This window comes from Cupriavidus phytorum, from assembly GCF_003254285.1.
Classification (GTDB): Bacteria; Pseudomonadota; Gammaproteobacteria; order Burkholderiales; family Burkholderiaceae; genus Cupriavidus; species Cupriavidus phytorum.
Window position 1 is genome coordinate 368,648 of sequence record NZ_QKZN01000004.1, and the last position, 24,638, is coordinate 393,285.

General features: G+C 69.0%; 18 protein-coding genes. 8 read left to right on the forward strand and 10 right to left on the reverse strand.

All coding sequences use genetic code 11. The features are described from left to right. The first annotated feature begins 22 nt into the window (after positions 1 to 22). Positions 23 to 571, forward strand: a complete 549-nt coding sequence (gene bamE / locus C7416_RS13030) for an outer membrane protein assembly factor BamE domain-containing protein (RefSeq protein WP_111519313.1) — start codon at positions 23 to 25, stop codon at positions 569 to 571. 57 nt (positions 572 to 628) lie between these two features. On the opposite strand, the gene C7416_RS13035 is transcribed toward bamE, so the two are convergent. The 10 genes from C7416_RS13035 to C7416_RS13080 all read right to left on the reverse strand — a co-directional run bounded on the left by C7416_RS13035 (position 629) and on the right by C7416_RS13080 (position 15,544). Further along, entirely contained in the window at positions 629 to 1,594 is a 966-nt protein-coding gene (locus C7416_RS13035) for an ABC transporter ATP-binding protein (RefSeq protein ID WP_111519314.1), read from the reverse strand. Positions 1,595 to 1,617: 23 nt separating this feature from the next. Next, entirely contained in the window at positions 1,618 to 2,664 is a 1,047-nt protein-coding gene (locus C7416_RS13040; RefSeq protein WP_111519315.1) for an ABC transporter ATP-binding protein, read from the reverse strand. Further along, a complete protein-coding gene (locus C7416_RS13045; protein WP_111519316.1) occupies positions 2,661 to 3,551 on the reverse strand; it encodes an ABC transporter permease in 891 nt (296 codons plus the stop codon). The genes C7416_RS13040 and C7416_RS13045 overlap by 4 nt, the downstream gene beginning before the upstream one ends. After that, positions 3,544 to 4,455, reverse strand: a complete 912-nt coding sequence (locus C7416_RS13050) for an ABC transporter permease (RefSeq protein WP_111519317.1) — start codon at positions 4,453 to 4,455, stop codon at positions 3,544 to 3,546. Before C7416_RS13050 ends, C7416_RS13045 begins: the two co-directional genes overlap by 8 nt. Before the next feature lie 80 nt (positions 4,456 to 4,535). Further along, entirely contained in the window at positions 4,536 to 6,137 is a 1,602-nt protein-coding gene (locus C7416_RS13055; protein ID WP_111519318.1) for an ABC transporter substrate-binding protein, read from the reverse strand. A gap of 59 nt (positions 6,138 to 6,196) precedes the next feature. Continuing rightward, a complete protein-coding gene (locus C7416_RS13060; RefSeq protein ID WP_111519319.1) occupies positions 6,197 to 6,985 on the reverse strand; it encodes an IclR family transcriptional regulator in 789 nt (262 codons plus the stop codon). Positions 6,986 to 7,051: 66 nt separating this feature from the next. Next, a complete protein-coding gene (locus tag C7416_RS13065; RefSeq protein ID WP_111519320.1) occupies positions 7,052 to 8,785 on the reverse strand; it encodes an AMP-binding protein in 1,734 nt (577 codons plus the stop codon). A gap of 59 nt (positions 8,786 to 8,844) precedes the next feature. Then, complete coding sequence (locus C7416_RS13070) at positions 8,845 to 12,180, reverse strand: acetyl-CoA carboxylase family protein (RefSeq protein ID WP_111519321.1); 3,336 nt, start codon at positions 12,178 to 12,180, stop codon at positions 8,845 to 8,847. 357 nt (positions 12,181 to 12,537) lie between these two features. Then, positions 12,538 to 14,616, reverse strand: a complete 2,079-nt coding sequence (metG, locus tag C7416_RS13075) for a methionine--tRNA ligase (RefSeq protein WP_111519322.1) — start codon at positions 14,614 to 14,616, stop codon at positions 12,538 to 12,540. Positions 14,617 to 14,905: 289 nt separating this feature from the next. Continuing rightward, on the reverse strand, positions 14,906 to 15,544 hold the full coding sequence (locus tag C7416_RS13080; RefSeq protein WP_111519323.1) for a YiaD family glycine zipper/OmpA-like lipoprotein: 639 nt from the start codon (positions 15,542 to 15,544) through the stop codon (positions 14,906 to 14,908). Between the two features lie 336 nt (positions 15,545 to 15,880). Between C7416_RS13080 and apbC the strand changes: the two genes are divergently transcribed. The 7 genes from apbC (at position 15,881) to C7416_RS13115 (ending at position 24,633) form a co-directional block, all read left to right on the forward strand. Beyond that, positions 15,881 to 16,969, forward strand: coding sequence for an iron-sulfur cluster carrier protein ApbC (gene apbC, locus C7416_RS13085; protein ID WP_111519324.1), 1,089 nt, complete (start codon positions 15,881 to 15,883; stop codon positions 16,967 to 16,969). A 16-nt stretch (positions 16,970 to 16,985) separates the two neighbouring features. Continuing rightward, positions 16,986 to 17,525: a DUF3305 domain-containing protein gene (locus tag C7416_RS13090; RefSeq protein ID WP_111519325.1), complete on the forward strand. Its 540-nt coding sequence runs from the start codon at positions 16,986 to 16,988 to the stop codon at positions 17,523 to 17,525. A gap of 31 nt (positions 17,526 to 17,556) precedes the next feature. Beyond that, a complete protein-coding gene (locus C7416_RS13095) occupies positions 17,557 to 18,201 on the forward strand; it encodes a DUF3306 domain-containing protein (RefSeq protein ID WP_111519326.1) in 645 nt (214 codons plus the stop codon). Positions 18,202 to 18,301: 100 nt separating this feature from the next. Beyond that, the gene (locus tag C7416_RS13100; protein WP_111519327.1) at positions 18,302 to 20,467 is read left to right on the forward strand and encodes a 4Fe-4S binding protein; all 2,166 of its coding nucleotides are present in this window, start codon (positions 18,302 to 18,304) and stop codon (positions 20,465 to 20,467) included. 38 nt (positions 20,468 to 20,505) lie between these two features. Next, positions 20,506 to 21,144 (forward strand): TorD/DmsD family molecular chaperone, encoded by a 639-nt coding sequence (locus tag C7416_RS13105; protein ID WP_111519328.1) that lies wholly within the window; start codon positions 20,506 to 20,508, stop codon positions 21,142 to 21,144. A gap of 167 nt (positions 21,145 to 21,311) precedes the next feature. Continuing rightward, a complete protein-coding gene (locus C7416_RS13110; protein WP_111519329.1) occupies positions 21,312 to 21,527 on the forward strand; it encodes a formate dehydrogenase in 216 nt (71 codons plus the stop codon). Positions 21,528 to 21,600: 73 nt separating this feature from the next. Then, positions 21,601 to 24,633, forward strand: a complete 3,033-nt coding sequence (locus tag C7416_RS13115; protein WP_111519330.1) for a molybdopterin-dependent oxidoreductase — start codon at positions 21,601 to 21,603, stop codon at positions 24,631 to 24,633. The last annotated feature ends 5 nt before the right edge of the window (positions 24,634 to 24,638 follow it).

The window sequence follows — 24,638 nt, forward strand, 5'->3', positions numbered from 1 at the left end:
GTCGCCGCGACGCCTTGCCGCCATGGGACTGATTGCCTCGATGCTTGCGCTGTTCGGCTGCGACCAGCAGAAGGTCGACGAAGCCATGAAGAAGGCGGGCGAGACCGCGCGCAACACCTGGAACGCGATCAAGCCCGACAGCGAGCTGTTCAAGGGCATCGTGCCGGGCCAGTCGACCGAGGAAGAGCTGCGCCGCCAGGCCGGCAAGCCCGAGATCGTCTGGGAAGAGGCCGACGGCGGGCGCCGGCTGGAATACCCGCGCGGCCCCGAAGGCACCACCACGTGGATGGTCACCATCGGGCCCGACGGCAAGGTGGCGAAGATCGAGCAGGTGCTGTCGGCCGAGAATTTCGCGCGCGTGCGCGCCGGCATGAGCAAGGACGACATCCGCCGCCTGCTCGGCAAGCCCACCAAGGTGGAGGCATTCGCGCTGAAGAAGGAAGAGGTGTGGGGCTACCGCTGGATGGAAACCTCGACCGACAAGGCCTTCTTCAACGTGCATTTCAACAGCGACGGCAGCGTCACCACCACCTCGCGCAGCGACGATCCGTCGCGCATGCAGGGCGGCTGACGCAGTTGGCCGGGCCCGGCGGCCCGCGCCTGCCTGCTGCCGGCCTTCAGTGAAGCTTCACTGCAGCAGGTGGCAGGCGGCCTGGTGCGCCGGCATGGCAGCGCCGGCGGCCGGGTCGAGCCGCCGCATCGGCGGCACCTCCGTCGCGCACGCCGGCAGCGCGCGCGGGCAGCGCGGATGGAACTTGCACCCCGGCGGCGGGTGCAGCGCCGAGCCGATATCGCCCAGGATCAGGCCTTCGGCGGGCTGGTGGTCCGGATCGGGCCGCGGCGCCGAGCCCAGCAGCGCCTGCGTATAGGGATGGCGCGGCGCGCCGAAGACCGCGGCGCTGGGCCCGCTTTCCGCCATATTGCCCAGGTACATCACGCCCACCGCCGAGCTGAAGTGCTCCACCAGCGCCAGATCATGCGCGATCACCACGTAGGCCAGCCCGAAGCTGCGCTGGATCTCCGCCAGCAGGTTGACGATCTGCGCGCGGATCGACACATCCAGCGCCGAGGTCGGCTCGTCCAGCACCAGCAGCCGCGGTTGCAGCGCCAGCGCGCGCGCCACCGCGATGCGCTGGCGCTGGCCGCCGCTGAACTCGTGCGGGTACAGGTCGAGCGCGCCGGGCGGCAGGCCGACGATCTCCAGCAGCTCCAGCAGCCGGGCCCGTAGCGCGGCGCGGTTGCCGCCCTGGCCGTGCGCCAGCAACGGCTCGGCCAGCAGCATGCTGACCTTCAGGCGCGGATTGAGCGACGACGACGGGTCCTGGAACACCGCCTGCACCTGGCGCCGGTAGGCCAGCACGCCCTTGCGGTCCAGCGCCAGCACGTCCCGGCCGTCGAAGCGGATGGCGCCGGCGCTGGGGCGCTCGAGCAGCAGCAGCTGGCGCGCGATGGTGGTCTTGCCGCAGCCGGACTCGCCCACCAGCGCAAAGGTCTGGCCGGCATCGACGGCAAAGCTGACACCGTCGACGGCACGCACGGTGCCACCGCCGCGCGCGGGGAAATGCTTCTTCAGGTCTTGCACTTCAAGCAGCATGGCGCCTCCTGGCTTGCGCGGTCTCAGCCGGCCGAGGCCAGCCAGCAGCTGACCTTGTGGCCGGATTCCAGTTCGATCTCGGGGGGATAGGCGTCGTCGCACAGCGGCTTGCGGTGCGGACAGCGCGCGGCGAAGCGGCAGCCGTGCGGCGGGTCGACCAGGCTGGGCGGGCTGCCCGGGATCGCGTAGAGCCGCTCGCGCCGGTCGCCGAAGCGGGGAATCGCCTGCAGCAGCGCCTGGGTATAGGGATGGGCGGGGCGCTGGTACAGCGTGCGCACGTCGCCGGTCTCGACGATGCGGCCGGCGTACATCACTGCGACCCGGTGGCAGATGCTGGCCGCCACGCCCAGGTCATGCGTGATCAGGATGATGCCGACGCCGGTCTGCGCCTGGATCCTGCGGAACAGCGCCATGATCTGCACCTGGATGGTCACGTCCAGCGCCGAGGTGGGCTCGTCGGCGACCAGCAGCCGCGGCGCGCTGGCGATGGCCATGCCGGTCACCACGCGCTGGCGCATGCCGCCGCTGAACTGGTGCGGATAGTCGTCCAGCCGGGTCTCGGGCGAGGGGATGCGCACGCTGTCAAGCACCTGCACCACCTGGCGCCGACGCGCTTCGCGGCCGTTAGCCTGGCCGTGGTAAGGCAGCGGTGCGCCGACCTGGTCGCCGACCGAGAACACCGGGTTCAGCGAGGTCAGCGGGTCCTGCGAGATCATCGCGATCTTGCGGCCGCGGTACTGCGTGCTCAGGGTCTTTTCCGGCAGCTGCAGCAGGTCCACGCCATCGAGCAGCACCTTGCCTCCCAGGCGCACGCCGCCCTGGCGCGGCAGCAGGCGCAGGATCGACAGGATGGTCATGGACTTGCCCGAGCCGGACTCGCCCACCACGCCCAGGGTCTCGCCCTGGTTCACATGCAGGTCGACGCCGTCGACCGCGCGCACCATGCCGCGACGCAGTTCGAGGTGCGTGGTCAGCCCCTGCACAGATAGCATCGGCGCGCCGTGCGAGCACGTGTCGGGGGCGGCCGTTGGCAACGGGCGTTGGGTCACGTGCGGGTCCGGGCCGGTCATAGCTGCCTCCGTTTCGGGTCGAAGTGGTCGCGCAGCCAGTCGCCCAGCAGGTTCGACGCCAGGCACGTGGCCATGATCGCCAGCCCGGGCATGGTGATGGCCCACCACGCGTTGGTGATGTAGTTGCGCGCATCGGCCAGCATCAGTCCCCACGACACGTCGGGCTGCTGGATGCCCAGGCCGAGAAAGCTCAGCGAGGCCTCGAAGATGATCACCTGCCCGACCTGCAGCGTGGCCAGCACCAGCAGCGTGTTGAGCAGGTTGGGCAGCAGGTGGCGGCGGAAGATCGTGAGCGTGCCGCAGCCCGCCACGCGCGCCAGCGCCACGTAGTCGCGCTGCTTGAGCGACATCACCTCGCCGCGCACGATGCGCGCGTACCAGGTCCAGTAGGTGACCACGATCACCAGCACCACGGTCTCGAAGCCCGGCCCCAGCACCGCCGCCAGCACCAGCGCCAGCGCCAGCGCCGGGATCGACATCTGGATGTCGACCAGCCGCATGATCAGCGCGTCCAGGCGCCCGCCGAAGTAGCCGGCCAGCATGCCGGCGGCGGTGCCGATGCCGCCGGAGATCAGGATGGCGTACAGCGCGACCACCAGCGAGATGCGGGTGCCGGCCATGATGCGCGTGAGCAGGTCGCGGCCCATGTTGTCGGTGCCGAGCGGATAGGCCCAGCTGCCGCCGGCCAGCCACGCCGGCGGCTGGAACGCGAGCCCGAGGTCGAGGCCGTTGGGGTCGTGCGGCAGCAGCGCCTCGCCGCCGATGGCGCAGGCCAGCAGCAGCGGCAGCACCGCCAGCGCAAACCACGGCAGGCCGCGCAGGTTGCGCCGCGGACGCTGGCGCACCGGCGCGGTGGCGCCGGCAGGGGGCATGGCGATCTCAGGCATGGCGGATCCTCGGGTCGATCAGGCCGTAGCTCAGGTCGACCAGCAGGTTGGACAGCACGAACAGCACGGAGGTGAGCATCACGCCCGCCTGCACCACGGGAAAATCGCGCGCGAACACGGCTTCGACCACGGTGCGGCCAACGCCGGGCCAGGCGAAGATGACCTCGACCACGAAGGCGCCGCCCAGCATCGCCGCGAAGTAGACGCCGAGGATCGTCACCAGCGGAATCGCCGCGTTGCGCAGCGCATACTTCCAGATCAGCACGCGCTCGGGCAGGCCCATGGCGCGGCCCATGCGGATGTAGTCGCTGTCGAGCACATCGAGCATGGCCGAGCGCACCACGCGGGTCTGCGCCGCCACCGGATACCAGCCCAGCGCAATCGCCGGCAGCACCAGGCTGTTCCACGATTCGCGCCCGAAGGCCGGCAGCCAGTTCAGCTGCACCGCGAACAACAGGATCAGCAGCAGGCCGACCCAGAAGTTGGGCATGGCCTGGCCCGCCATGGCGAAGACCTTGGCGAAGCGGTCGAACCACGAGCCGCGGTAGACCGCCGACAGCACGCCGAACGGCACCGCCATCGCGATCGAGAACGCCAGCGCGGCCAGCGCCAGCTCCACAGTGGCCGGCAGCCGCTCCAGGATCAGGCCTAGCGCCGGCTCCTGCCAGCGGTAGGAGTTGCCGAAGTCGCCGGTGACGGCGTTGCGCAGGAACACCAGGTATTGCGCCACCAGTGGCTGGTCCAGGCCGAGGTGCTGGCGGGTCTGTTCGATGACCTCGGGCGGCGCGTCGGCCGGCAGCAGCAAGGCCAGCGGGTCGCCGGACAGGCGCGAGATCAGGAAGATGATCACGCTCGCGCCAAGGATGCTGATCAGGCCGTGCAGCAGGCGTTTGGCTATGGGCATGGCGGGCTCCGTCGGGGGAGTCATCGGCGGGGATGCCGCGCCGGCGCGCAGGGATCGATGCGGCCGGGCGCGGCGACGGGTCAGCGGGGCTTCCAGCTGACTTCCTGGAACGAGCGCCAGTAGTCGCGGATCGGCCAGGGAACGTAGTCGATCTTGTTGTCGCGCCAGGCAAAGGTCACCAGCGGGCGGTAGGTGGGCAGGCCGCCCAGCACGCGCTCCTGCTTCAGGCGCGCGATCTGCTGCAGCAGCGCGGTGCGCGCGGCGGGGTCCATGGTCTGGCGCTGTTTTTCCAGCAGCGCGTCGACCTCGGGGTCGCTGGTGTACGAGTAGGTGCCCCAGCCGCCGCCGGCCTGGTAGCTGTGCAGGTGGCCCGACCACGCCAGGCCGGGATCGCCGGGCAGGCCCTGCGACCACATCCAGCTCAGCACGCCGTCCATCTCGGGCGGGCCGGAACGGCCGCGCTTGCCCAGGCTGATCCAGGCGCCGTACTCCAGGTTGCGCACTTGGCAGCGGATGCCTACCGCGCTCAGGTAGGCGTACATGGCTTCGCCGACTTCCTTCACGCCCGGCTCGCGCGGCGTGGTGAGGTTGTAGCAGGGGGTGTCGAAGCCATTGGGATAGCCGGCCTGCCTGAGCAGCTCGCGGGCGCGCTTCTGGTCGAAGGCATAGGGCTTGAGCGCGGGGTCGTAGCCGTTGGAGGCCTTGCCCACCTGCGCATAGCGCTCGCCCTGGCCGAACAGCACGCGCTTGATGATGGCGTCGACATCGATGGCATGCGCGGCGGCCTGGCGCACGCGCACGTCATTGAACGGCGATTTCGGCATCTGCGTGTTGAAGTTCAGGAACAGGTTGTTGCCGCTGACCAGCGTGACGGTCTTCACGCCGGGCATCTTCTTGAACTCTTCCACCATCGACGGCGGCACGTTGTCGATGAAATCCACCTTGCCGGTCTTGAACGCCGCCACCCGGGTAAGGTCCTCGGGGATCACCTTGATCGTCAGGTCCTTGATGCCGGGGCGCTTGTCCTTGTTCCAGTAGCCGTCGAAGGCTTCCAGCTTCAGTTCGTCCTTGACCGTGCGCGAGACGAACTTCCATGGCCCGGTGCCCACCGGCTTGCGGGCGAACTCTTCCTCGCCCACCTTCTGGATGTATTTCTTTGGCATGGCCCACAGCTGCATGTTGCCGACGATGAACTGCGCATCGGGCTCCTTGAAATGCAGCTTGAAGCGGTGCGCATCGACGATCTCGAAGCGCTCGACCGACGACACATAGTGCGAGAAGAAGCTGCTCTTGGGATCGCGCTGGCGCTGCCACGAGAACTCCAGGTCCTCCGACGTCAGCGGGTCGCCGTTATGGAAGCGCACGCCCTTGCGCAGCTGCACGTCGAGCACCGGCTTGCCGTCCTTGCCGGGGTCGAGCTTCCAGCTTTCCGCCAGCCAGTTCTCGTCCTTGAGCGCGGCGTTGCGGCGCACCAGCATCTCGAAGATCTGGCCGACAAAGTAGTGGTCGACGCCGGCCGAGATCTTGACCGGGTCGAGCGTGGTCGACTCCGCGCCAAAGGCGACGGTAAGGCTGCCGGTGGCGGGCGCGGGCGCGGCATGCGCGACCGGCACAATGGCCGCGGCGACGAGGCCGGCCAGCAGCCGGTGGCGGGTGGCGTCAGACAGTGTCTTCACTTGCATGGTGCTCCTCCGGTTGCGCCGTCTCGTGGCGGCGCTGTGGGTGTGAACAACGGGCGCGCTCAGCGCGGGAAGCTGCTCTCGAGCTGGCGCACCACCTCTAGCAGGCGCGGCCGCACTTCCTGCAGCAGGAACGACGGCGACAGCCGGAACGACGGCCCGCCCACGTTGAGCGCCATGGGCGGCATGCCCTGGCCGGGCTCGAAGCCGCGCGCGATGCCGTTGACATCGGCCTGCCACTCGCCCATCGAGCAGGTCACGCCGAGCTCGCGGTGATCGGCCAGCGCCTGTTCGATGCCGCGGCGCAGCCGTGGCCAGGCCATGTCGTCGACATCGCGCACCTGCTCCATGAAGGCTTGCCGCTCGGCGTCTGCGGCCACCGCCAGCCAGGCGCGGCCGATTGCCGAGGTCGCCACCGGAATGCGCGAGCCGGTATCGAGCGTCAGCGCAATCGCCGCGCTGCTGCGGCAATGTTCGACATAGATCATCGAGAAGCGGTCGCGCGTGCCCAGCGACACCGTGCCCCCGGAAAAATCCGCCAGCTCTTGCATCAGCGGGCGCGCCACCTTGCGGATATCCAGCCGCGACAGCATGGCGCTGCCCAGCCGCAGGCAGGCCGTGCCGAGGCTGTACTGCTGGCTGCCTTCGACGCGCGCCAGGTAGCCCAGCCGGGTCAGGGTCGAGGTCAGGCGCGAGACCGTGGACTTGGGCAGCTGGCAGCGCCGCGCGATTTCCTGGTTGCCCAGTGCGCGGTCGCTGGTGCGGAAGCACGCCAGCACCTCGAGCCCGCGCGCCAGCGCGGTGACGAAGTGGCGGTCTTCCCTGGTGTTGCCGGTGGATCGATCGTGCATGGCCGATGGCTCCATGGTTGCGCCGGGTCGGTACTGCCGGCCGGGCTTGCGCCGCCCGGGCTGCGCTCAGCCGCCGGCCTCGGTGTCCAGCAGCGCCTGCAGTTCCACCTTGCGCACTTTGCCGGTGGCGGTCAGCGGAAACTCGGGCAGGATGCGGATTTCGGGCACCTTGTAGACCGCCATCTGTTCGCGGCACCAGGCGTGCAATGCCTCGGCGCTGGTGCCGTCGGCATGCTCGGGGCGCAGGCGGATAAAGGCCACCGGCACCTGGCCCTTGTCGGGGTCCGGGCGGCCCACCACGGCCGAGCCCAGCACCGCCGGGTGGCGCGACAGCAGCACCTCCAGCTCGGACGGGAACACGCTCATGCCGCGCACCTTCAGCATCTCCTTGCGCCGGCCCAGGAAATGCAGGTAGCCGGCCTCGTCATACGCGCCGATATCGCCGGTGCGGAACCAGCCGTCGCGGAACACCTCGGCGTCGACGTCGGGACGGCCCCAGTAGCCCTTGAACAGCGACGGCGTGCTGACCACGATCTCGCCTTCCTCGCCGACCGGCAGCACCGCGCCGGTGTCGAAGTCGCAGATCTTGATGCGCGTGCCCGGCACCGGCAGGCCGACGAAGACCGGGCGGCCGCGCAGGTCCATGTCGTCGTCCTGCATGCCGGTGGTGAAGGTGTCGCTGGTATGGGTCTCGGTCATGCCCCACGCGCCTTCGGCAATGACGCTGCCGGTCAGCGCGTGCCAGCGCTGGCGGATGTCGGGCGTGATCTTGCGGATGAACGAGGCCGCGCGCGTATGCTGCAGCGAGCGCAGGTCGTAGCGGCCGCACTCCGGGTGGTTCATCAGCTCGACCGCGTTGTCGACCACGACGAAGGTGCGGTTGACGCGGTAGCGCTCGATCGCGGCCATCACCGCGACCGGGTCCCAGCGCGCCAGCAGCACCACGGTCGCGCCGCTGAAGATCGGGTAGATCAGGCCGAGGTTCTCGCCCGCGATCCAGAACATCGGCAGGAAGTTCAGCATCACGTCGTCCGAGCCCTCGGCCAGCCGCGCCGCGTCGACGCCGCCGGTCAGCGCATACGAGGCTGCCGCGGTGTACAGCATGTCGCGCTGCGTGTGCATGCAGCCCTTGGGCAGGCCGGTAGTGCCGCCGGTGTAGTTCAGCGCGGCCAGCGCGTCCAGGTCGACCGGCGGCAGCGCCACCGGCGCGGTCTCGCGCAGCGCCTGCAGCAGGTCGATGGCGCCATCGACGGCCAGCGCGGGCGCATCCAGCCCGGCCGGCAGCGGCAGTTCGGGCTGGGCCGGCAGCATGGCGCCGGCGCTGGTGGTGTAGACCGCCCGCAGCGCGGTCTGCGCGCGCACCGACATCAGCAGCGGCGCCAGCTGGTCCTGCACGATGATGGTGGTGGCGCCGGCATCGTTCAGTTCATACACCAGCTCCTGTTCCTTGAACAGCGGGTTGACTGGCACGTACACCGCGCCCAGCTTCAGGATGGCGTAGAACACCACGTGGAACTGTGGGCAGTTGCCCATCATCACCGCGACGCGGTCGCCCGCGCCGACGCCGCGGCCCCTGAGCAGCGCGGCGCAGCGCTCGGACAGGTCGTCGAGTTCGGCATAGGTGACGGTGGTGCCGTACCAGACCAGCGCGGCATGGTGCGGGCGCTTGCGCGCCCACGCGCGCAGGTAGTCGCCCAGCGGGACCTCGCCATGGGGGTAGATCGGTGCGTCGGGCAGGCCGGCTGGCCAGATCTTGCGATGCCGGGCTTCCAGGTCCGCGAAGAACGCCTGTTCGTCCATCTGCTGTCTCCTCTTGCTTGGCTCTTGTGTGGTCCGCTTGGTGTGGTCAGCCATCGCGCCTACCAGGCGTCGACGAAGGGGCGTATCGGTCGGTGCGATCGGTGCGGGTCGGCCGCGCCCGCTTCGAGGCCGCTGACCAGCCACTGCCGCGTCGCGGCGGGATCGATCACGGCATCGAGCTCCAGCGCCGCCGCGGCGTTGATGGCATGGCCGCGCTCGTACATCTGCGCCACCAGCTGCTGGTACAGCGCATCGCGCTGCGGCCCCGCCGGCAGTGCTTCCAGTTCCTTGCGGAAGCCCAGCCGCACCGCGCCCTCCAGCCCCATGCCGCCGAACTCGCCGGTCGGCCACGACACCGTGAAGCTGGGCGCGCGAAAGCCGCCCGCGGCCATCGCCATCGCGCCCAGGCCATAGCCCTTGCGCAGCACCACCGCCAGGAACGGCACGCGCAGCTTGGCGCCGATCACGAACATGCGCGACACGTGCCGCACCTGGGCGCGGGCCTCGACCTCGGGGCCGACCATGAAGCCCGGCGTGTCGATCAGCGACACGATCGGCAGCCCGTGCGCGTTGCACAACTGCATGAAGCGCGCGGCCTTGTCGGCGGCATCGGCGTCGATGGCGCCGCCGAGGTGGCGCGGATTGCTGGCGAGGATGCCCACCGGCCGGCCTTCGATGCGCACCAGCGCGGTATGGATGCCGGTGCCGAAGCCGGCGCGCAGCTCCAGCACGCTGCCGACGTCGGCCAGCCCGTCGATGGCGGCACGGGTGTCGTACACGCGCAGGCGGTTTTCCGGCACCACCTGGCGCAACGCCAGCGGGTCGGGCGCCTGCCATGCGTCGATGCGGCCCTGGAACATCGACAGGTAGTGCTTGGCTGCGGCCACGGCCGCGGCTTCGTCGTCGACCAGCAGGTCGGCCACGCCGTTGTGGTACTGCACCGCGGCCGGACCGATGTCCTCGGGCCGGAACACGCCCAGGCCGCCGCCTTCGATCATGGCGGGACCGGCCATGCCGATGTTGGCGTTGCGCGTGGCGACGATCAGGTCGCAGCAGCCCAGCAGCGCGGCATTGCCGGCGAAGCAGCGCCCCGACGCGATGCCGATCACCGGCACCTCGCCGCTCAGCTCGGCGAAGGCGCCGAACGACGGCTGGTACAGGCCGGCCACGGTGGGGAAGTCGACATCGCCCGGGCGCCCGCCGCCGCCCTCGGCAAAGATCACCGTGGGCAGGCGGTTGCGCAGTGCCACCTCGAGGATGCGGTCGGTCTTGGTGTGGTTGCGCTTGCCCTGGGTGCCGGCCAGCACCGTGGCGTCGTAGGCCAGCACCGCGCAGCGCGCGCGTTCCGGCGCGAACAGGCTGCCGTTGACGGTGCCGGTGCCGGTGATCAGGCCGTCGGCGGGGGTGTTGGCGATCAGGTCGGCCTCGCTGCGCCGGCTGGCCTGCGCCGCCAGCGCCAGGCCGCCGTATTCGCGGAAGCTGCCGGCATCGCACAGGTCGTCAACGTTCTCGCGCGCGGTGCGCTGGCCGCGCGCACGGCGGCGCGCCACCGCCTCCGGGCGGGCCGCGTCGTACAGGAAGGCATGGCGGTCCAGCACGCGCTGCAGGTCCGGGCGGATCGCCGCGGGGTCGGCGCGTTCGGCGTCGGCGCCGGCATGCGCGCCGGCGTCGGCGGGCTCCAGCACCAGCAGCACCTGGCCTTCGGCCACCTGCTCGCCGGATGCGGTGCGCAGGTCGATCACGCGTCCCGCGTGTTCGGCCACGATGGCATGTTCCATCTTCATCGCATCGAGCACCGCCACGGTTTGGCCGGCCTTGACCACGTCGTTCTCGCGCGCCAGCTCGATCACGCGGCCGTTCATCGGCGCGCGCACCGCGCTCAGGCCTTCGCCCAGCTGCTCGTCGAAGCTGGCGCTGCTCGGCGAGGCCGCCACCGGCGCCACGGCGGCGCCCGCGAGCGCGTGCCTGGCCGCGTGCTGCGCGCCGATCTGCGCGGCGCATTCCAGCAGCGCGGGCAGCGCCGTCTCCATATAGCGGGTATGCACCTGCTGGCTGGCAAAGTCATCGCGCTCTGCCAGCGCGCGCAGCAGGTCCAGGTTCGTGGCGATGCCGGCGATATTGAATTCGGCCAGCGCGCGCTGCAGGCGCCGCACCGCGTCGGCGAAGTGGTCGCTGGCCGAGGTCACGATCAGCTTGGCGAGCAGCGTGTCGTAATGCGCGGACGGGGCATAGCCGGTATAGCCATGCGTGTCGACGCGCACGTCCGGCCCGGTGGGCGGATCGAAGCGCTCCAGCCGGCCCTGTGCCGGCCGCGCCAGCCCCTGCGCGTCGGTGGCTTCGGCATTGACGCGCACCTGGATCGCAAAGCCGCGCATGCGCGGCGGGTGGCGCGGGTCCAGCCCCAGCTCGGAAAGGCGCCGCCCTTGCGCCAGTCCCAGCTGGACGGCGACCAGGTCGATCCCGGTGACCTGCTCGGTGACAGTGTGCTCGACCTGCAGGCGCGGGTTGGCCTCGATAAAGACGAAGGGCAGGGCCGCACCATCGCGGCCGGCGTCATGCTCTGGCGCTTCGACCAGGAATTCGAACGTGCCCAGGCTGCGGTAGCGCGCCTCGCGCGCCAGTGTGCAGGCCGCGTCGACGATGCGCTGGCGCAGCGCCGCATCGAGCGCCGGGCTGGGCGCGATCTCCACCACCTTCTGGAAGCGGCGCTGCAGCGTGCAGTCGCGCTCGCCCAGCGCGATCACGCTGTCGCCGTCACCGGCGATCTGCACTTCGATATGGCGCGCGCGCGCCACCAGGCGCTCGGCGTAGAGGGCGTCGATGCCGAACGCCGAGCGTGCCTCGGAGCGGCAGCGCGCATAGGCTTCGGCCAGGGCGTCGCGTTCGCGCACCACGCGCATGCCGCGCCCGCCGCCGCCGCCAACGGCCTTGAGCACCACGCCGGCGCCGTCCTGCTCGTCGAAGAAGGCCGTCACCGCATCGAGCGTGGCGCCGCCCGGCGTGGCCGGCATGACCGGCACGCCGCAGCGGGCGGCCAGCGCCAATGCGCGGCCCTTGTCGCCGAACAGGGCCAGGTGTTCGGGCTCGGGCCCGACAAAGACGATCTGTGCCGCCGCGCAGGCGCTGGCGAAGTCGGCGCGCTCGCTGAGAAAACCGTAGCCGGGGTGGATGGCATCGCAGCCGGTGGCCCTCGCCGCGGCGAGGATGGCGTCGATGTCGAGATAGGCCGCCGCACCTTCGCCCTGCAGTGCGACGGCTTCGTCGGCAAGCAGGCGGTGGCGGCTGTTGGCGTCGTCGCTGGCGTAGACGGCCACGGTGGCGATGCCGAGATCGCGGGCGGCGCGCTGCACGCGCAACGCGATCTCGCCGCGATTGGCGATCAGGAGCTTCTTCACAAATGTCCCCTTCCATGCGAAGCGGCGGCACGCAAGCGCGCAAGCGGTCTGCGCCGCCGGCTTCTTGTTTTTGTGGTTTGTGATTCTGCGAGGTGGAATCTACGCGGCCAGCCTGGGGGTCACAAGCGCGATGCGCCGGAACCATGTATGACATGCCGCGTGTGCATAGAGCCGGGGAGAGGACGGGGATTTGCCGCTGTATTGTTCTGCATTGCAGAATTCAGGCGGCTGTGGCGGGCGCGTTGGCGCGCCCCGAGGGATGGGATGGCGATTCGCCACCGGGAGTAACCGCGTCACGAGCGTGCCGCGGGATGGCACCCTCTCCCGCGTGTCGGGAGAGGGAACGATACCGGACGATCAGCCGATGCGCATGCCCGGCACCGCGCCGCTGTGCGGCTCCAGGATGTACAGGCCGGGCGCGGCCTTTTCATCCGCGGCCGAGGCCGCCAGCACCATGCCTTCGGAGACGCCGAACTTCATCTTGCGCGGCGCCAGGTTCGCCACCACCACGGTCAGCTTGCCCACCAGCTGCTCGGGCGTGTAGGCCGACTGGATGCCGGAGAACACATTGCGGGTGCGGCCTTCGCCTAGGTCCAGCGTCAGCTGCAGCAGTTTGTTCGAGCCTTCCACCTTCTGGCATTCGACGATTTTTGCCACGCGCAGGTCGATCTTGGCGAAGTCGTCAATGGTGATGGTGTCGGCGATCGGCTCGATCGCGGCGGCGTTGGCGTTTGCGTCAGCGTTGGCGGCCGGCGCCGCGGTCGCCTGCAGCGATTCGCGGTTGGCGGCCAGCAGCGCGTCGACCTGCTTGGCATCGACGCGCGTCATCAGGTGCTGGTAGGGCTGCACCGGGCTGGCGGCCGACAGTTGCTGGTCGATCGCGCGCCAGTCCAGCGGCGCGACGTTGAGGAAGCGCTCCACGCCCGCGGCCACGTTGGGCACCACCGGCTTCAGGTAGATGGTCAGCAGGCGGAACGCCTCGAGCGAGACCGAGCACGCCGCATGCAGCGCGGCGCGCTTGCTGTCGTCCTTGGCCAGCTCCCACGGCTTCTCGGTATCGACGAAGGCGTTGACGGCATCGGTCAGCTCCATCACCAGGCGCAGCGCCTTGCTGTACTCGCGGCTTTCATACAGGTGCGCCACCTGCGGCGCGGCCTGGCGCAACTGCTCCAGCAGCGGATGGGCCAGCGCGGCCTCGTCGACCTTGCCGTCGAAGCGCTTGACCAGGAAGCCCGCGGCGCGGCTGGCGATGTTGACGTACTTGCCGATCAGGTCGCTGTTCACGCGCGCGATGAAGTCGTCGAGGTTCAGGTCGAGGTCTTCCATGCTGGCGTTGAGCTTGGCGGCGAAGTAGTAGCGCAGCCACTCCGGGTTCATGCCGGTGTCGATATAGCTCTGCGCGGTGATGAAGGTGCCGCGCGACTTGCTCATCTTGGCGCCGTCGACGGTCAGGAAGCCATGGGCGAACACATTGGTCGGGGTGCGGTAGCCCGAGAAGCGCAGCATCGCCGGCCAGAACAGCGTGTGGAAGTACAGGATGTCCTTGCCGATGAAGTGGTACTGCTCGGCGGTCGAGTGCGGGCCGACCCAGGCGTCGAAATCGATGCCGCGCTGCTGCGCCAGGTTCTTGAAGCTGGCGTAGTAGCCGATCGGCGCGTCCAGCCACACGTAGAAGTACTTGCCCGGCGCCCCCGGGATCTCGAAGCCGAAGTAGGGCGCATCGCGCGAGATGTCCCAGTCGGACAGGGTCGAGGCCTCGCCCTCGGCGCCCAGCCATTCCTGCATCTTGTTGGCGGCTTCGGGCTGCGCCAGGTCGGCCACCCACTCGCGCAGGAAGCTCTCGCAGCGCGGATCGGACAGCCTGAAGAAGTAGTGGGCCGACGACTTGCGCACCGGGGTGGCGCCCGACACCACCGAGTAGGGGTTCTTCAGGTCGGTCGGCACGTAGGTGGTGCCGCATACCTCGCACGAATCGCCGTACTGGTCCTTGGCGCCGCACTTCGGGCACTCGCCCTTGATGAAGCGGTCAGGCAGGAACATGTTCTTGACCGGGTCGTAGAACTGCTCGACCTCGCGCTCGGCGATCAGGTCCTCGGCCTTCAGTGCCAGGTAGATCTTTTCGCACAGCTCGCGGTTTTCCTCGGCGTCGGTGCTGTAGTAGTTGTCGAAGGACACCAGGAAGCTGTCGAAATCGCGCTTGTGCTCGGTCCAGACGCGGTCGATCAGCTGCTTCGGGGTGATGCCTTCCTTCTCGGCACGCAGCATGACCGGGGTGCCATGGGTGTCGTCGGCGCCGACGTAGTAGACCTCGTTGCCCATCATGCGCTGGAACCGCACCCAGATATCGGTCTGGATGTACTCCACCAGGTGGCCGATATGGATCTGGCCGTTGGCGTAGGGCAGGGCGGATGTGACGAGGATGCGACGTGCGGTCATAAACAGGAGCCGGTCAGGAGCGGGGAAATCGAGGGGGACGGCGCCAGCCAGGACGGGCGGGCGCTTGCCGGGAAGGGGCTATTTTAACAACTGGCCGGCCGCCGCGCGGCGGTTCCGCATCGCGGAATGGGACACACGCCGGCTGCTCGCGAGCAAAAAAAAAGCGCCGGTCAGTGCCGGCGCAGCTTTCCACAACGGAAAAGGAGGAGAAATCAGGTACCGCCCGGGAGGTCAGCCACCCATCGCGAGCCAGCAACGGTGGCAAGCGGCACCTGTTTCTATGACAGGGTCACCCTTGAATTGGTTTCAAAAAAATTTCGACGCGGCGATTTTGTGCCCGTCCGGCCTCGGTCGCGTTGTCCGCGACCGGCTGGCTCTGGCCGCGGCCTTCGGCGCTCAGCCGGTTGCGTGCGACGCCGCGATCACCCAGGTAACCGGCCACGCTCTGGGCGCGGCGCTGGGACAGCTGCATGTTGTAGTTGGGGTTGCCGGTGCTGTCGGTATGGCCCACCACGTTGGCGCTGACGTCCTGGTGCTGGCCCAGGGTCTGCGCGACCTGGTCGAGCACCGAGCGGAACGACGGCTTGATGGTGGCGCTGTCGGTGTCGAAGGTGACCTGGCTGGGGATGTTGACCTTCAGCGAGCCGTCCGGCTGCTCGGTGATCTGCGTGCCCGTGCCCGCGGTGTCCTTGTTCAGCTTGCCGCGGATCGCGTTCCAGTTGTAGCCGGTCGCGCCGCCGATGGCGCCGCCGACGGCCGCGCCCACCAGCGTGCCGGTGGTGTTGCCGCCGATCAGGTTGCCAAGCCCCGCGCCGACCGCGGCGCCGACGCCGGTACCAACCGCCGTGTGGGTTTGCTGTTCGGTGGCGCAGCCAGCGGCCAGCAGCGTGGCGGCGGCGAGCGAAACGGTAACGAGCTTGATCTTCATGCTTTCTCCTTCTGATGTTCCCGTAAATGTTCTTGGTACCGCGTCGCGATGGTAACGCCAAGGCAAGCGGCAGGTAACCCATTGTGCGCGTCGGCCCGGCCGGGCGCGGCACCGCTGGCGGTGTCGGCATGCCGGGCCGTCCAACCGCACTACAATATGGATATGGCGGCGCGCGCACAAGTGCAAGCTTGTGAGATTTGTAATTGTCTGTAATCCCCCACCCAACAGAGGGGATTGCGCGCAGATTTCCGGCGTTCATGGCCGGTGCTGCATACTTTGATACATTAGGCGCAGGCCATCATGCGCCCGTTTCCCACATACCAAGCGGAGTTTGTCTTGAGCCTCAGCACTGAGCAGGTTACCGAAGCCCTGCGCACCGTCATCGACCCCAATACGGGCAAGGACCTGGTCTCCACCCGCTCGGCCCGGAACATCCGCGTCGATGGCGGCGAGGTATCGCTCGAGGTCGAACTCGGCTATCCCGCCAAGAGCCAGTTCGATCCGATCCGCAAGCTGGTGGTGGCCGCGGTGCGGCAGCTGCCGGGCGTGACCAATGTCAGCGTGGCCGTCAGCATGAAGATCGTCGCCCACGCGGTGCAGCGCGGCGTCAAGCTGCTGCCGGGCGTGAAGAACGTGATCGCGGTGGCGTCGGGCAAGGGCGGCGTGGGCAAGTCGACCACGGCCGTGAACCTGGCGCTGGCGCTGGCTGCCGAAGGCGCGCGCGTGGGCATGCTCGACGCAGACATCTATGGTCCCAGCCTGCCGATGATGCTGGGCATCGACGGCCGCCCCGAATCCGCCGACGGCCAGACCATGGAGCCGCTGGAGGGCCACGGCCTGCAGGCCAATTCGATCGGCTTCCTGATCGAGCAGGACAACCCCATGGTGTGGCGCGGCCCGATGGTGACCTCGGCGCTGGAGCAGCTGCTGCGCCAGACCAACTGGCGCGACCTCGATTACCTGATCGTCGACATGCCGCCGGGCACCGGCGACGTGCAGCTGACGCTGTCGCAAAAGGTGCCGGTCACCGGCGCGGTGATCGTGACCACGCCGCAGGACATCGCGCTGCTGGATGCCAAGAAGGGCCTGAAGATGTTCGAGAAGGTGGGCATTCCCATCCTCGGCATCGTCGAGAACATGGCGGTCTATTGCTGCCCGAACTGCGGCCATGTCGAGCATATCTTCGGCCACGGCGGCGGCGAGAAGATGTGCGCTGACTACGGCGTCGACCTGCTCGGCAGCCTGCCGCTGAACCTGAGCATCCGCGAGCAGGCCGATTCCGGCCGCCCGACCGTGGTGGCCGAGCCCGACAGCCCGGTGGCCGAGATGTACCGAGCCATCGCGCGCAAGGTGGCGATCAAGGTCGCCGACAAGGCGCGCGACATGACCAGCAAGTTCCCCAGCATCGTCGTGCAGAACACCTGAGCGCCCGCCTGCCGCCATGGACAGCCAGCCCACCGCCAACCTGCCGCCGCCCGGCGCCCGCCCCGCCGTCACCATGGCCGTGGTGATGCGCAAGGTGGCGCTGGCGAATCGCTGGCAGCCCTGGAAATGGCAGCTGGACGCGGTGCTGCCCGACCTGGGCGAGTTCGGCACGCAGCCGGTATGCCTGGAGCACGATGCCCACGGCGCGCGCTGGCTGTACCCGGGCTACGAGGTGGAGCTGTTCCGCGACCAGGGCGAGGGCTATTACCTGAACCTGACCTCGGCCACGCCCTGCTGGTTCGTGCTGTGGCGCATGCCCGAGGATGAAGGCAAGGGCGACGCAGAGGATGCGCATCCGGTGCCGGTCACCGTGGCGCTGTCGTACAACGAGGCCGGCCGCTGGCTGGATGCCGGCGAAACCGTCGAGAACGTGCCGCTGGCGCCGGAGCAGCGCGACTGGCTGCAAGCCTACGTCAACGAACATTACCGGCCCGAGCCCAAGCAGCGGCGCCGGCCCGAGTCCTTCAAGGCGCCCGACCAGCGCGCCCGCTACTGATCCCTGACACCATCGACAAGCGGCCCTGCCCATGAGCGAATCGTCCTTCCTGTCGCGCTGGTCGCGCCGCAAGGCCGCGGTGCGCGAAGGCGTGGCCGTTCCCGCCGAACCGCCGCAGCCGCTACAGACCGACAGCGAGCCTGTCCCTGCGACCGTCGAAGCCGCTGCCGAGGCGCCGCGGGATCCGCCGCCGACGCTGGCCGATGTCGCGGCGCTGCGGCCCGGTGACGAGATCGCCCGCTTCGTCGCGCGCGGCGTGGACGAGTCGGTCAAGCGCGCCGCGCTGAAGACACTGTTTGCCGATCCGCACTTCAATGTGATGGACGGGCTCGATATCTATATCGACGACTACAGCAAGCCGGACCCGATCCCGCCCGAGATCCTGCGCCAGCTGCGCCAGGCGGAGACGCTGGGCCTGTTCGAGCCGACCGACGAGGAACGCGCCGCGGCCGAAGCCGCGGCCCGGCTGTCGGAGCCGGAACAGGTACCGCCGGCAGCGCAAACGGTCGCGGAGCAGGAACCGCAGCAGGCGGCCGCAGCACCAGGCGAAGACGCCGACGCGCCGCTGGTGCAGGCCGATGCACCGGCAGGCGCCGAAACGCCGCCGCCGCACGCCAGTCAAAGCGAACAACAGGGCCAGCAAGACCCGCGGCAATATCCGCATAATCGCGCGTAGCCCCCGGCGGCAGCGCAGCCTACAATAGGCATCCCCACAATCCGCCGGCCCGCAGACCCCCGCCAAGAAGGGACGTCCGGACCGGTCAGCCGCATTCGCCATGCCGACGCTGATCTGCAATTGCAACGACACCATGCCGCTGGACGGGGCGGCATTGTCAGACGCAACCCGCGACGCCAGGCAGGGGCCGCTCAAGGTCCATCGACTGCTGTGCCGGCGCGAAATCGGTGACTTCACCGCCGCGCTGGACGGCACCGAGGACGTGATCGTCGCCTGCACGCAAGAGCGCCAGCTGTTTACCGAGGTGGCCGCGCAAGCCGCGCAGGGCCGCGATGGCCAGGCGGTCGTGACCGCGCCGGTGCGCTTCGTCAATATCCGCGAAACCGGCGGCTGGTCGCAGGGTGCCCGGCGCGACCCCAGGACCGCCAATGCCAAGATCGCCGCGCTGCTGGCGGTGGCGGCGCTGCCCGAACCCGAGCCGGTGCCGGTGGTGGACTACCGCAGCGACGGCGCGGTGCTGGTGCTGGGGCCGGCCGCGCGCGCGCTGCCCTGGGCCGAGCGGCTGGCGGCGATGCAGCTCGAAGTCACGGTGCTGCTGACCGGCGGCGACCCGCGCGACGGTACCGCCGCGCAGCCCGCGGCGCGCGCCTATCCGGTCCACAGCGGCCAGCTGGCCGCGCTGACCGGCTGGCTCGGCGCCTTCGAGGCCAGCTGGGAAACCGGCGCGGGCCGCAGCAACCCGATCGACCTAGACCTGTGCACGCGCTGCAATGCCTGCATCGATGCCTGTCCCGAGGGCGCGATCGACTTCAGCTACCAGATCGACCTGTCGCGCTGCCGCGCGCATCGCGACTGCGTGCGCGCCTGCGGCGCCGCCGCGGCGATCGACTTCGACCGTCCGCAGGGCACCGGCACGGGCCGCTTCGACCTGGTCTTCGACCTGTGCGATACGCCCGCCTTCACCATGCACCAGCCGCCGCAAGGCTACCTGCATGCCGGCGCCGACCCCGCCCGGCAGCAGGCCCAGGCGCTGGCGCTGGCCGGCCTGGTGGGCGAGTTCGAGAAGCCCAAGTTCTTCCGCTACAAGGACAGCCTGTGCGCGCACGGTCGCAACCAGACCACCGGCTGCACCGCCTGCATCGATATCTGCTCGACCCAGGCCATCACCTCTCGCTGGCATGACGGCAAGGGCCGCATCGAGGTCACGCCCAACCTGTGCATGGGCTGCGGCGCCTGCACCACGGTCTGCCCCAGCGGTGCCATCAGCTATGGCTACCCCGGCCCGGAGACCACCGGCGCGCGGCTGCGCACGCTGCTGTCCGCCTACCGGCAGGCCGGCGCGCGCGACCCGGTGGTGCTGCTGCACGGCGAGGAATCCGGCACGCCCGCGCTGCTGGCGCTGGGCCGCGCCGCCCGCGGCGGCAAGGCGCGCGGTGTGCCCGCGCAGGTCATGCCGCTGTCGCTGTTCCATCCGGCCTCGGTGGGACTGGAGCTGTGGCTGGCCGCGCTGTGCTGGGGCGCGAGCCGCGTCGCGGTGCTGCTGACCGGCGACGAGGCCCCGCAATACCGCACGGCACTGCTGGAGCAGATGGCGGTCGGGCGCGCCCTGCTGTCGGGCCTGGGTTATGACGACGAGGCGCTGTCGCTGGTCGAGGCCGCCGACACGGACGCGCTCGATGCCGGCCTGGCGGCGCTGCGTCCGGCGCGCAACGCGCTGCCGCCCGCGCCCTTCGGCCCGGTCGCGGCCAAGCGCGAGCTGCTCGACTTCGCGTTCGACCACCTGGTGCGCCATGCGCCGTCGCCGGCGCAGAGCGTGCCGCTGCCGGCGGGCGCGCCCATCGGCGCCATCGCCGTCGATACCGGCAAGTGCACCTTGTGCCTGGCCTGCGTCGGCGCGTGCCCGTCGCAGGCGCTGCGCGACAACCCCGAGCGCCCCGTGCTCAGCTTTATCGAGCGCAACTGCGTGCAGTGCGGGCTGTGCCAGAAGACCTGCCCGGAGGACGCCGTGACGCTGGTGCCGCGCCTGCTGGCCGGCGACGCGGCCCGGCGCCCGGTCACGCTCAACGAGGCCCAGCCGTTCCATTGCGTGCGCTGCGCCAAGCCGTTCGGCACGGCGCAGATGGTCGAGTCGATGCTGGTGCGCCTGGCCGGACATCCGGCCTTTGCCGGCGCCGCCGCGGAGCGCCTCAGGATGTGCCCGGACTGCCGCGTGGTGGACATGATGGAACACGACCCCGGCGCCGTCACCGGCGCCACCCTGCGCTGAGACCCGGCCCGGGGCCACCGGGCACAATTCATCACGACATGACAGATTTCCAGCCGATCCAGCTCACCGCCGCGCCGCCCGCCGACCCCACGGACAGCGAAGACACCGCCCGCGCCGACCTGTACGGGCTGCTGGCGACGCTGTTCTACCGCGCCCCGGACGCCGCCTTGCTGCATCACATCGCGGCCAACCGCGCCGTCGGCGAAGACGCGCAGACCGTGCTGGGCAAGGCGTGGAATGCGTTGTGCGACGCAGCATGCGAGACCACCGCGGCCGAGGCCGAGGAGGAGTACCGGCAATTGTTCGTCGGTGTGGGGCGCCAGGACGTGTTCCTCTACGGCTCTTTCTATATGACGGGCTTCCTCAACGAGCGCCCGCTGGTGGCGCTGCGCGAGGACCTGGCCCGCTACGGGCTGGAGCGCCACGAAGGCGTCAGCGAGACCGAGGACCACATCGCCACGCTGTGCGAGGTGATGCGCTTCCTGGTGGCAGGCGACGACCTGTCGGTGTCCAACCTGGGCGAGCAGCAGCGCTTCTATGCGAAGCATCTGCAGCCCTGGATCGAGCCCTTGTGCGAGGCGGTGGCGGCGCATCCGCAGGCGCGCTTCTATCGCAGCGTGGCCGGACTGCTGGGCACCTTCGCCGGGGTCGAGGCGGTGGCGCTCGAAATGACCTGAGCGCGGGACCGATGCGGCGCAAGGCGCAGGTTTCTTAGCTCAAGTTGGAGCAGAAGGTAAGGAAAAACCCGTGCTTGTCATGGTCTTTCCTTCCAGTTGATTCTAGAATATGCATAACAACGCATAACGGCACAACCATCGGGCTTTGACAACCGAGGAGCCCCCACATGAGAGAGAAGCCAACCAGGGTCGCGCGCCGCACGTTTCTCGCGGGCGCCGGAGTTGTAGCCGCCGCCACCGGTGCGGCAGCGCTGAGCACGCGCACACCCGCCATGCCGGGCCAGGCTGCAACCCTGCCGGAACCCACCGATCCTCCGTCGGACAGCAAGGGTTACCGGGTCTCCGACCACATCCGCAAGTATTACCGGACCACGCTGGTGTAACTGCCACGGCGGCGTGGTCTGGCGCGCCGCCTGCAACCGGACGCTATCCAATCGTCCGTTTCTGAGGTGAGACATGATCTTGACCCGCAAACGCGCGGCGCAGGGCGCATCCGCCCGCCTCGCTGACGGCCTCGTCAATCGGCCGGAATCCGCCGGCGCAAGCTCCGGCCGGCTCTCCCAACGACTCGCGGCCAGCCTGGCCGGCGCCATGCCGACCATGGACCGCCGCAGCTTCCTCAAGCGCTCCGGCATCGGCGTCGGCGCCGGGCTCGCGGCCTCGCAGCTGACGCTGCTGCGCAAGGCCGACGCCGCCGACGACAAGAAGGCCGCCGGCGACGGCAAGACCGGCATCGTGGTCAGGCGCACCGTGTGCGGCCACTGCTCGGTGGGGTGCGCGGTCGACGCGGTGGTGCAGAACGGCGTGTGGATCCGCCAGGAGCCGGTGTTCGATTCGCCGCTGAACATGGGCGCGCACTGTGCCAAGGGCGCGGCGCTGCGCGAGCACGGCCACGGCGAATACCGGCTCAAGTACCCGATGAAGCTGGTCAACGGCAAGTACCAGCGCATCGGCTGGGACCAGGCGCTCGACGAGATCACCGCGAAGATGAAGGAGATCCGCCAGCAGAGCGGCCCGGACTCGATGTTCTTCGTCGGGTCTTCCAAGCACAGCAACGAGCAGTCCTACCTGATGCGCAAGTGGGTGTCGTTCTTCGGTACCAACAACACCGACCACCAGGCGCGCATCTGCCACTCCACCACCGTGGCGGGCGTGGCCAACACCTGGGGCTACGGTGCGATGACCAACTCGTACAACGATATGCAGAACGCCAAGGCGGCGCTGTATATCGGCTCCAACGCGGCCGAGGCGCACCCGGTGTCGATGCTGCACCTGCTGCATGCCAAGGAGAACGGCTGCAAGGTGATCGTGGTCGATCCGCGCTTCACGCGCACCGCGGCCAAGGCGCACCATTACGTGCGGATCCGCTCGGGCACCGATATCGCTTTCCTTTTCGGGGTGCTGTACCACATCTTCAAGAACGGCTGGGAAGACCAGAAGTACCTGAACGACCGGGTCTACGGCATGGACAAGGTCAAGGAAGAGGTGCTGGCCAAGTGGACCCCCGACAAGGTCGAGGAGGTCACCGGCGTGCCCGAGGCGCAGGTCTACCTGGTGGCCGAGACCATGGCCAAGAACCGGCCCAGCACGCTGGTGTGGTGCATGGGCCAGACCCAGCACACCATCGGCAACGCGATGGTGCGCGCCTCGTGCATCGTGCAGCTGGCGCTGGGCAATATCGGCGTGGCGGGCGGCGGCGCCAACATCTTCCGCGGCCACGACAACGTGCAGGGCGCCACCGACGTGGGGCCCAACCCCGATTCGCTGCCGGGCTACTACGGCCTGGCCACCGGCGCGTGGAAGCACTACGCGGCAGTCTGGGGCGTGGACTACGAATGGATCAAGAAGCAGTTCGTGTCGCAGGCGATGATGGAGAAGTCCGGCACCACGGTGTCGCGCTGGATCGATATCGTCACCGAGAAGAACGAGCTGATCGACCAGGACAACAACGTGCGCGGCGTGTTCTTCTGGGGCCATGCCCCGAACTCGCAGACGCGCGGCCTGGAAATGAAGAAGGCGCTCGACAAGCTCGACCTGCTGGTGGTGGTGGACCCCTACCCGTCGGCGACTGCGGCCATGGCCAACATGCCGCCGGCCGAGGGCGACAAGGTCAACCCCAACCGGGCGGTGTACCTGCTGCCGGCGGCGACGCAGTTCGAGACCTCGGGCTCGTGCACGGCCTCGAACCGCTCGCTGCAATGGCGCGAGAAGGTGATCGAGCCGCTGTTCGAGTCGATGCCCGACCAGACCATCATGCAGGCGTTCGCCGACAAGCTCGGCTTCGGCAAGGAGCTGTCGAAGAACTACAAGATGATCGAGGTCAAGCGGGCAGGCCGGACCTGGATGGAACCCGAGCCGGAATCGATCCTGCGCGAGATCAACGCCAGCAACTGGACCATCGGCTACACCGGCCAGTCGCCCGAACGGCTGAAGTCGCACATGCGCAATATGCAGATGTTCGACGTCAAGACGCTGCGCTGCAAGTCGGGCAAGGACCCGGTCACCGGCTACGACCTCACCGGCGACTACTTCGGGCTTCCATGGCCATGCTATGGCACGCCGGAACTGAAGCACCCGGGCTCGCCCAACCTGTACGACACCACCAAGCACGTGATGGACGGGGGCGGCAACTTCCGCGCCAATTTCGGCGTGGAGCGCGATGGCGTCAACTTGCTGGCCGAGGACGGCTCGCACTCGCTGGGCGCGGAGATCACCACCGGCTATCCCGAGTTCGACCACGTGCTGCTGAAGAAGCTGGGCTGGTGGGACGACCTGACCGATGCCGAGAAGGCCAAGGCCGAGGGCAAGAACTGGAAGACCGACCTGTCCGGCGGCATCCAGCGCGTGGTGCTGAAGAACCATGGCTGCCATCCGTTCGGCAATGCCAAGGCGCGCGCGGTGGTATGGAACTTCCCGGACCCGATCCCGCAGCACCGCGAGCCGCTGTACTCCACGCGTCCCGACATGGTCGCGAAGTACCCGACCCACGACGACAAGATGGCGTTCTGGCGGCTGCCGACGCTGTACAAGTCGGTGCAGCAGCGCAATCTCGAGAACAAGGTGGCCGAGAAATTCCCGATCATCCTGACTTCGGGACGCCTGGTCGAGTACGAGGGCGGGGGCGAGGAAACCCGTTCCAACCCGTGGCTGGCCGAGCTGCAGCAGGAGAACTTCGTCGAGATCAACCCGCGCGCCGCATCCGACCGGGGCATCCGCAACGGCGACTACTGCTGGGTCAAGACGCCGACCGGCGCCAGGCTGAAGGTGCGCGCGCTGGTCACGGAGCGGGTCGGGCCGGATACCGCCTTTGTCCCGTTCCACTTCTCGGGCTGGTGGCAGGGCAAGGACCTGAAGGACTACTACCCCGAGGGCGCGATGCCGGTGGTGCGCGGCGAAGCAGTCAATACCGCCACCACGTATGGCTATGACGCGGTGACGATGATGCAGGAAACCAAGACCACCATTTGCCAGATCGAGCGGTTTGCCTAAGCGCA

Excerpts from the sequence above, each read along its gene's own strand:
- C7416_RS13095 (WP_111519326.1), top strand. The coding sequence starts at position 17,557 with ATGAGCGAATCGTCCTTCCTGTCGCGCTGGTCGCGCCGCAAGGCCGCG.
- C7416_RS13060 (WP_111519319.1), bottom strand. The coding sequence starts at position 6,985 with ATGCACGATCGATCCACCGGCAACACCAGGGAAGACCGCCACTTCGTC.
- C7416_RS13055 (WP_111519318.1), bottom strand. The coding sequence starts at position 6,137 with ATGCAAGTGAAGACACTGTCTGACGCCACCCGCCACCGGCTGCTGGCC.
- C7416_RS13115 (WP_111519330.1), top strand. The coding sequence starts at position 21,601 with ATGATCTTGACCCGCAAACGCGCGGCGCAGGGCGCATCCGCCCGCCTC.
- C7416_RS13110 (WP_111519329.1), top strand. The coding sequence starts at position 21,312 with ATGAGAGAGAAGCCAACCAGGGTCGCGCGCCGCACGTTTCTCGCGGGC.
- C7416_RS13040 (WP_111519315.1), bottom strand. The coding sequence starts at position 2,664 with ATGACCGGCCCGGACCCGCACGTGACCCAACGCCCGTTGCCAACGGCC.
- C7416_RS13090 (WP_111519325.1), top strand. The coding sequence starts at position 16,986 with ATGGACAGCCAGCCCACCGCCAACCTGCCGCCGCCCGGCGCCCGCCCC.
- C7416_RS13080 (WP_111519323.1), bottom strand. The coding sequence starts at position 15,544 with ATGAAGATCAAGCTCGTTACCGTTTCGCTCGCCGCCGCCACGCTGCTG.
- C7416_RS13045 (WP_111519316.1), bottom strand. The coding sequence starts at position 3,551 with ATGCCTGAGATCGCCATGCCCCCTGCCGGCGCCACCGCGCCGGTGCGC.
- C7416_RS13050 (WP_111519317.1), bottom strand. The coding sequence starts at position 4,455 with ATGCCCATAGCCAAACGCCTGCTGCACGGCCTGATCAGCATCCTTGGC.
- C7416_RS13100 (WP_111519327.1), top strand. The coding sequence starts at position 18,302 with ATGCCGACGCTGATCTGCAATTGCAACGACACCATGCCGCTGGACGGG.
- bamE (WP_111519313.1), top strand. The coding sequence starts at position 23 with ATGGGACTGATTGCCTCGATGCTTGCGCTGTTCGGCTGCGACCAGCAG.
- C7416_RS13035 (WP_111519314.1), bottom strand. The coding sequence starts at position 1,594 with ATGCTGCTTGAAGTGCAAGACCTGAAGAAGCATTTCCCCGCGCGCGGC.
- C7416_RS13065 (WP_111519320.1), bottom strand. The coding sequence starts at position 8,785 with ATGGACGAACAGGCGTTCTTCGCGGACCTGGAAGCCCGGCATCGCAAG.
- C7416_RS13105 (WP_111519328.1), top strand. The coding sequence starts at position 20,506 with ATGACAGATTTCCAGCCGATCCAGCTCACCGCCGCGCCGCCCGCCGAC.
- metG (WP_111519322.1), bottom strand. The coding sequence starts at position 14,616 with ATGACCGCACGTCGCATCCTCGTCACATCCGCCCTGCCCTACGCCAAC.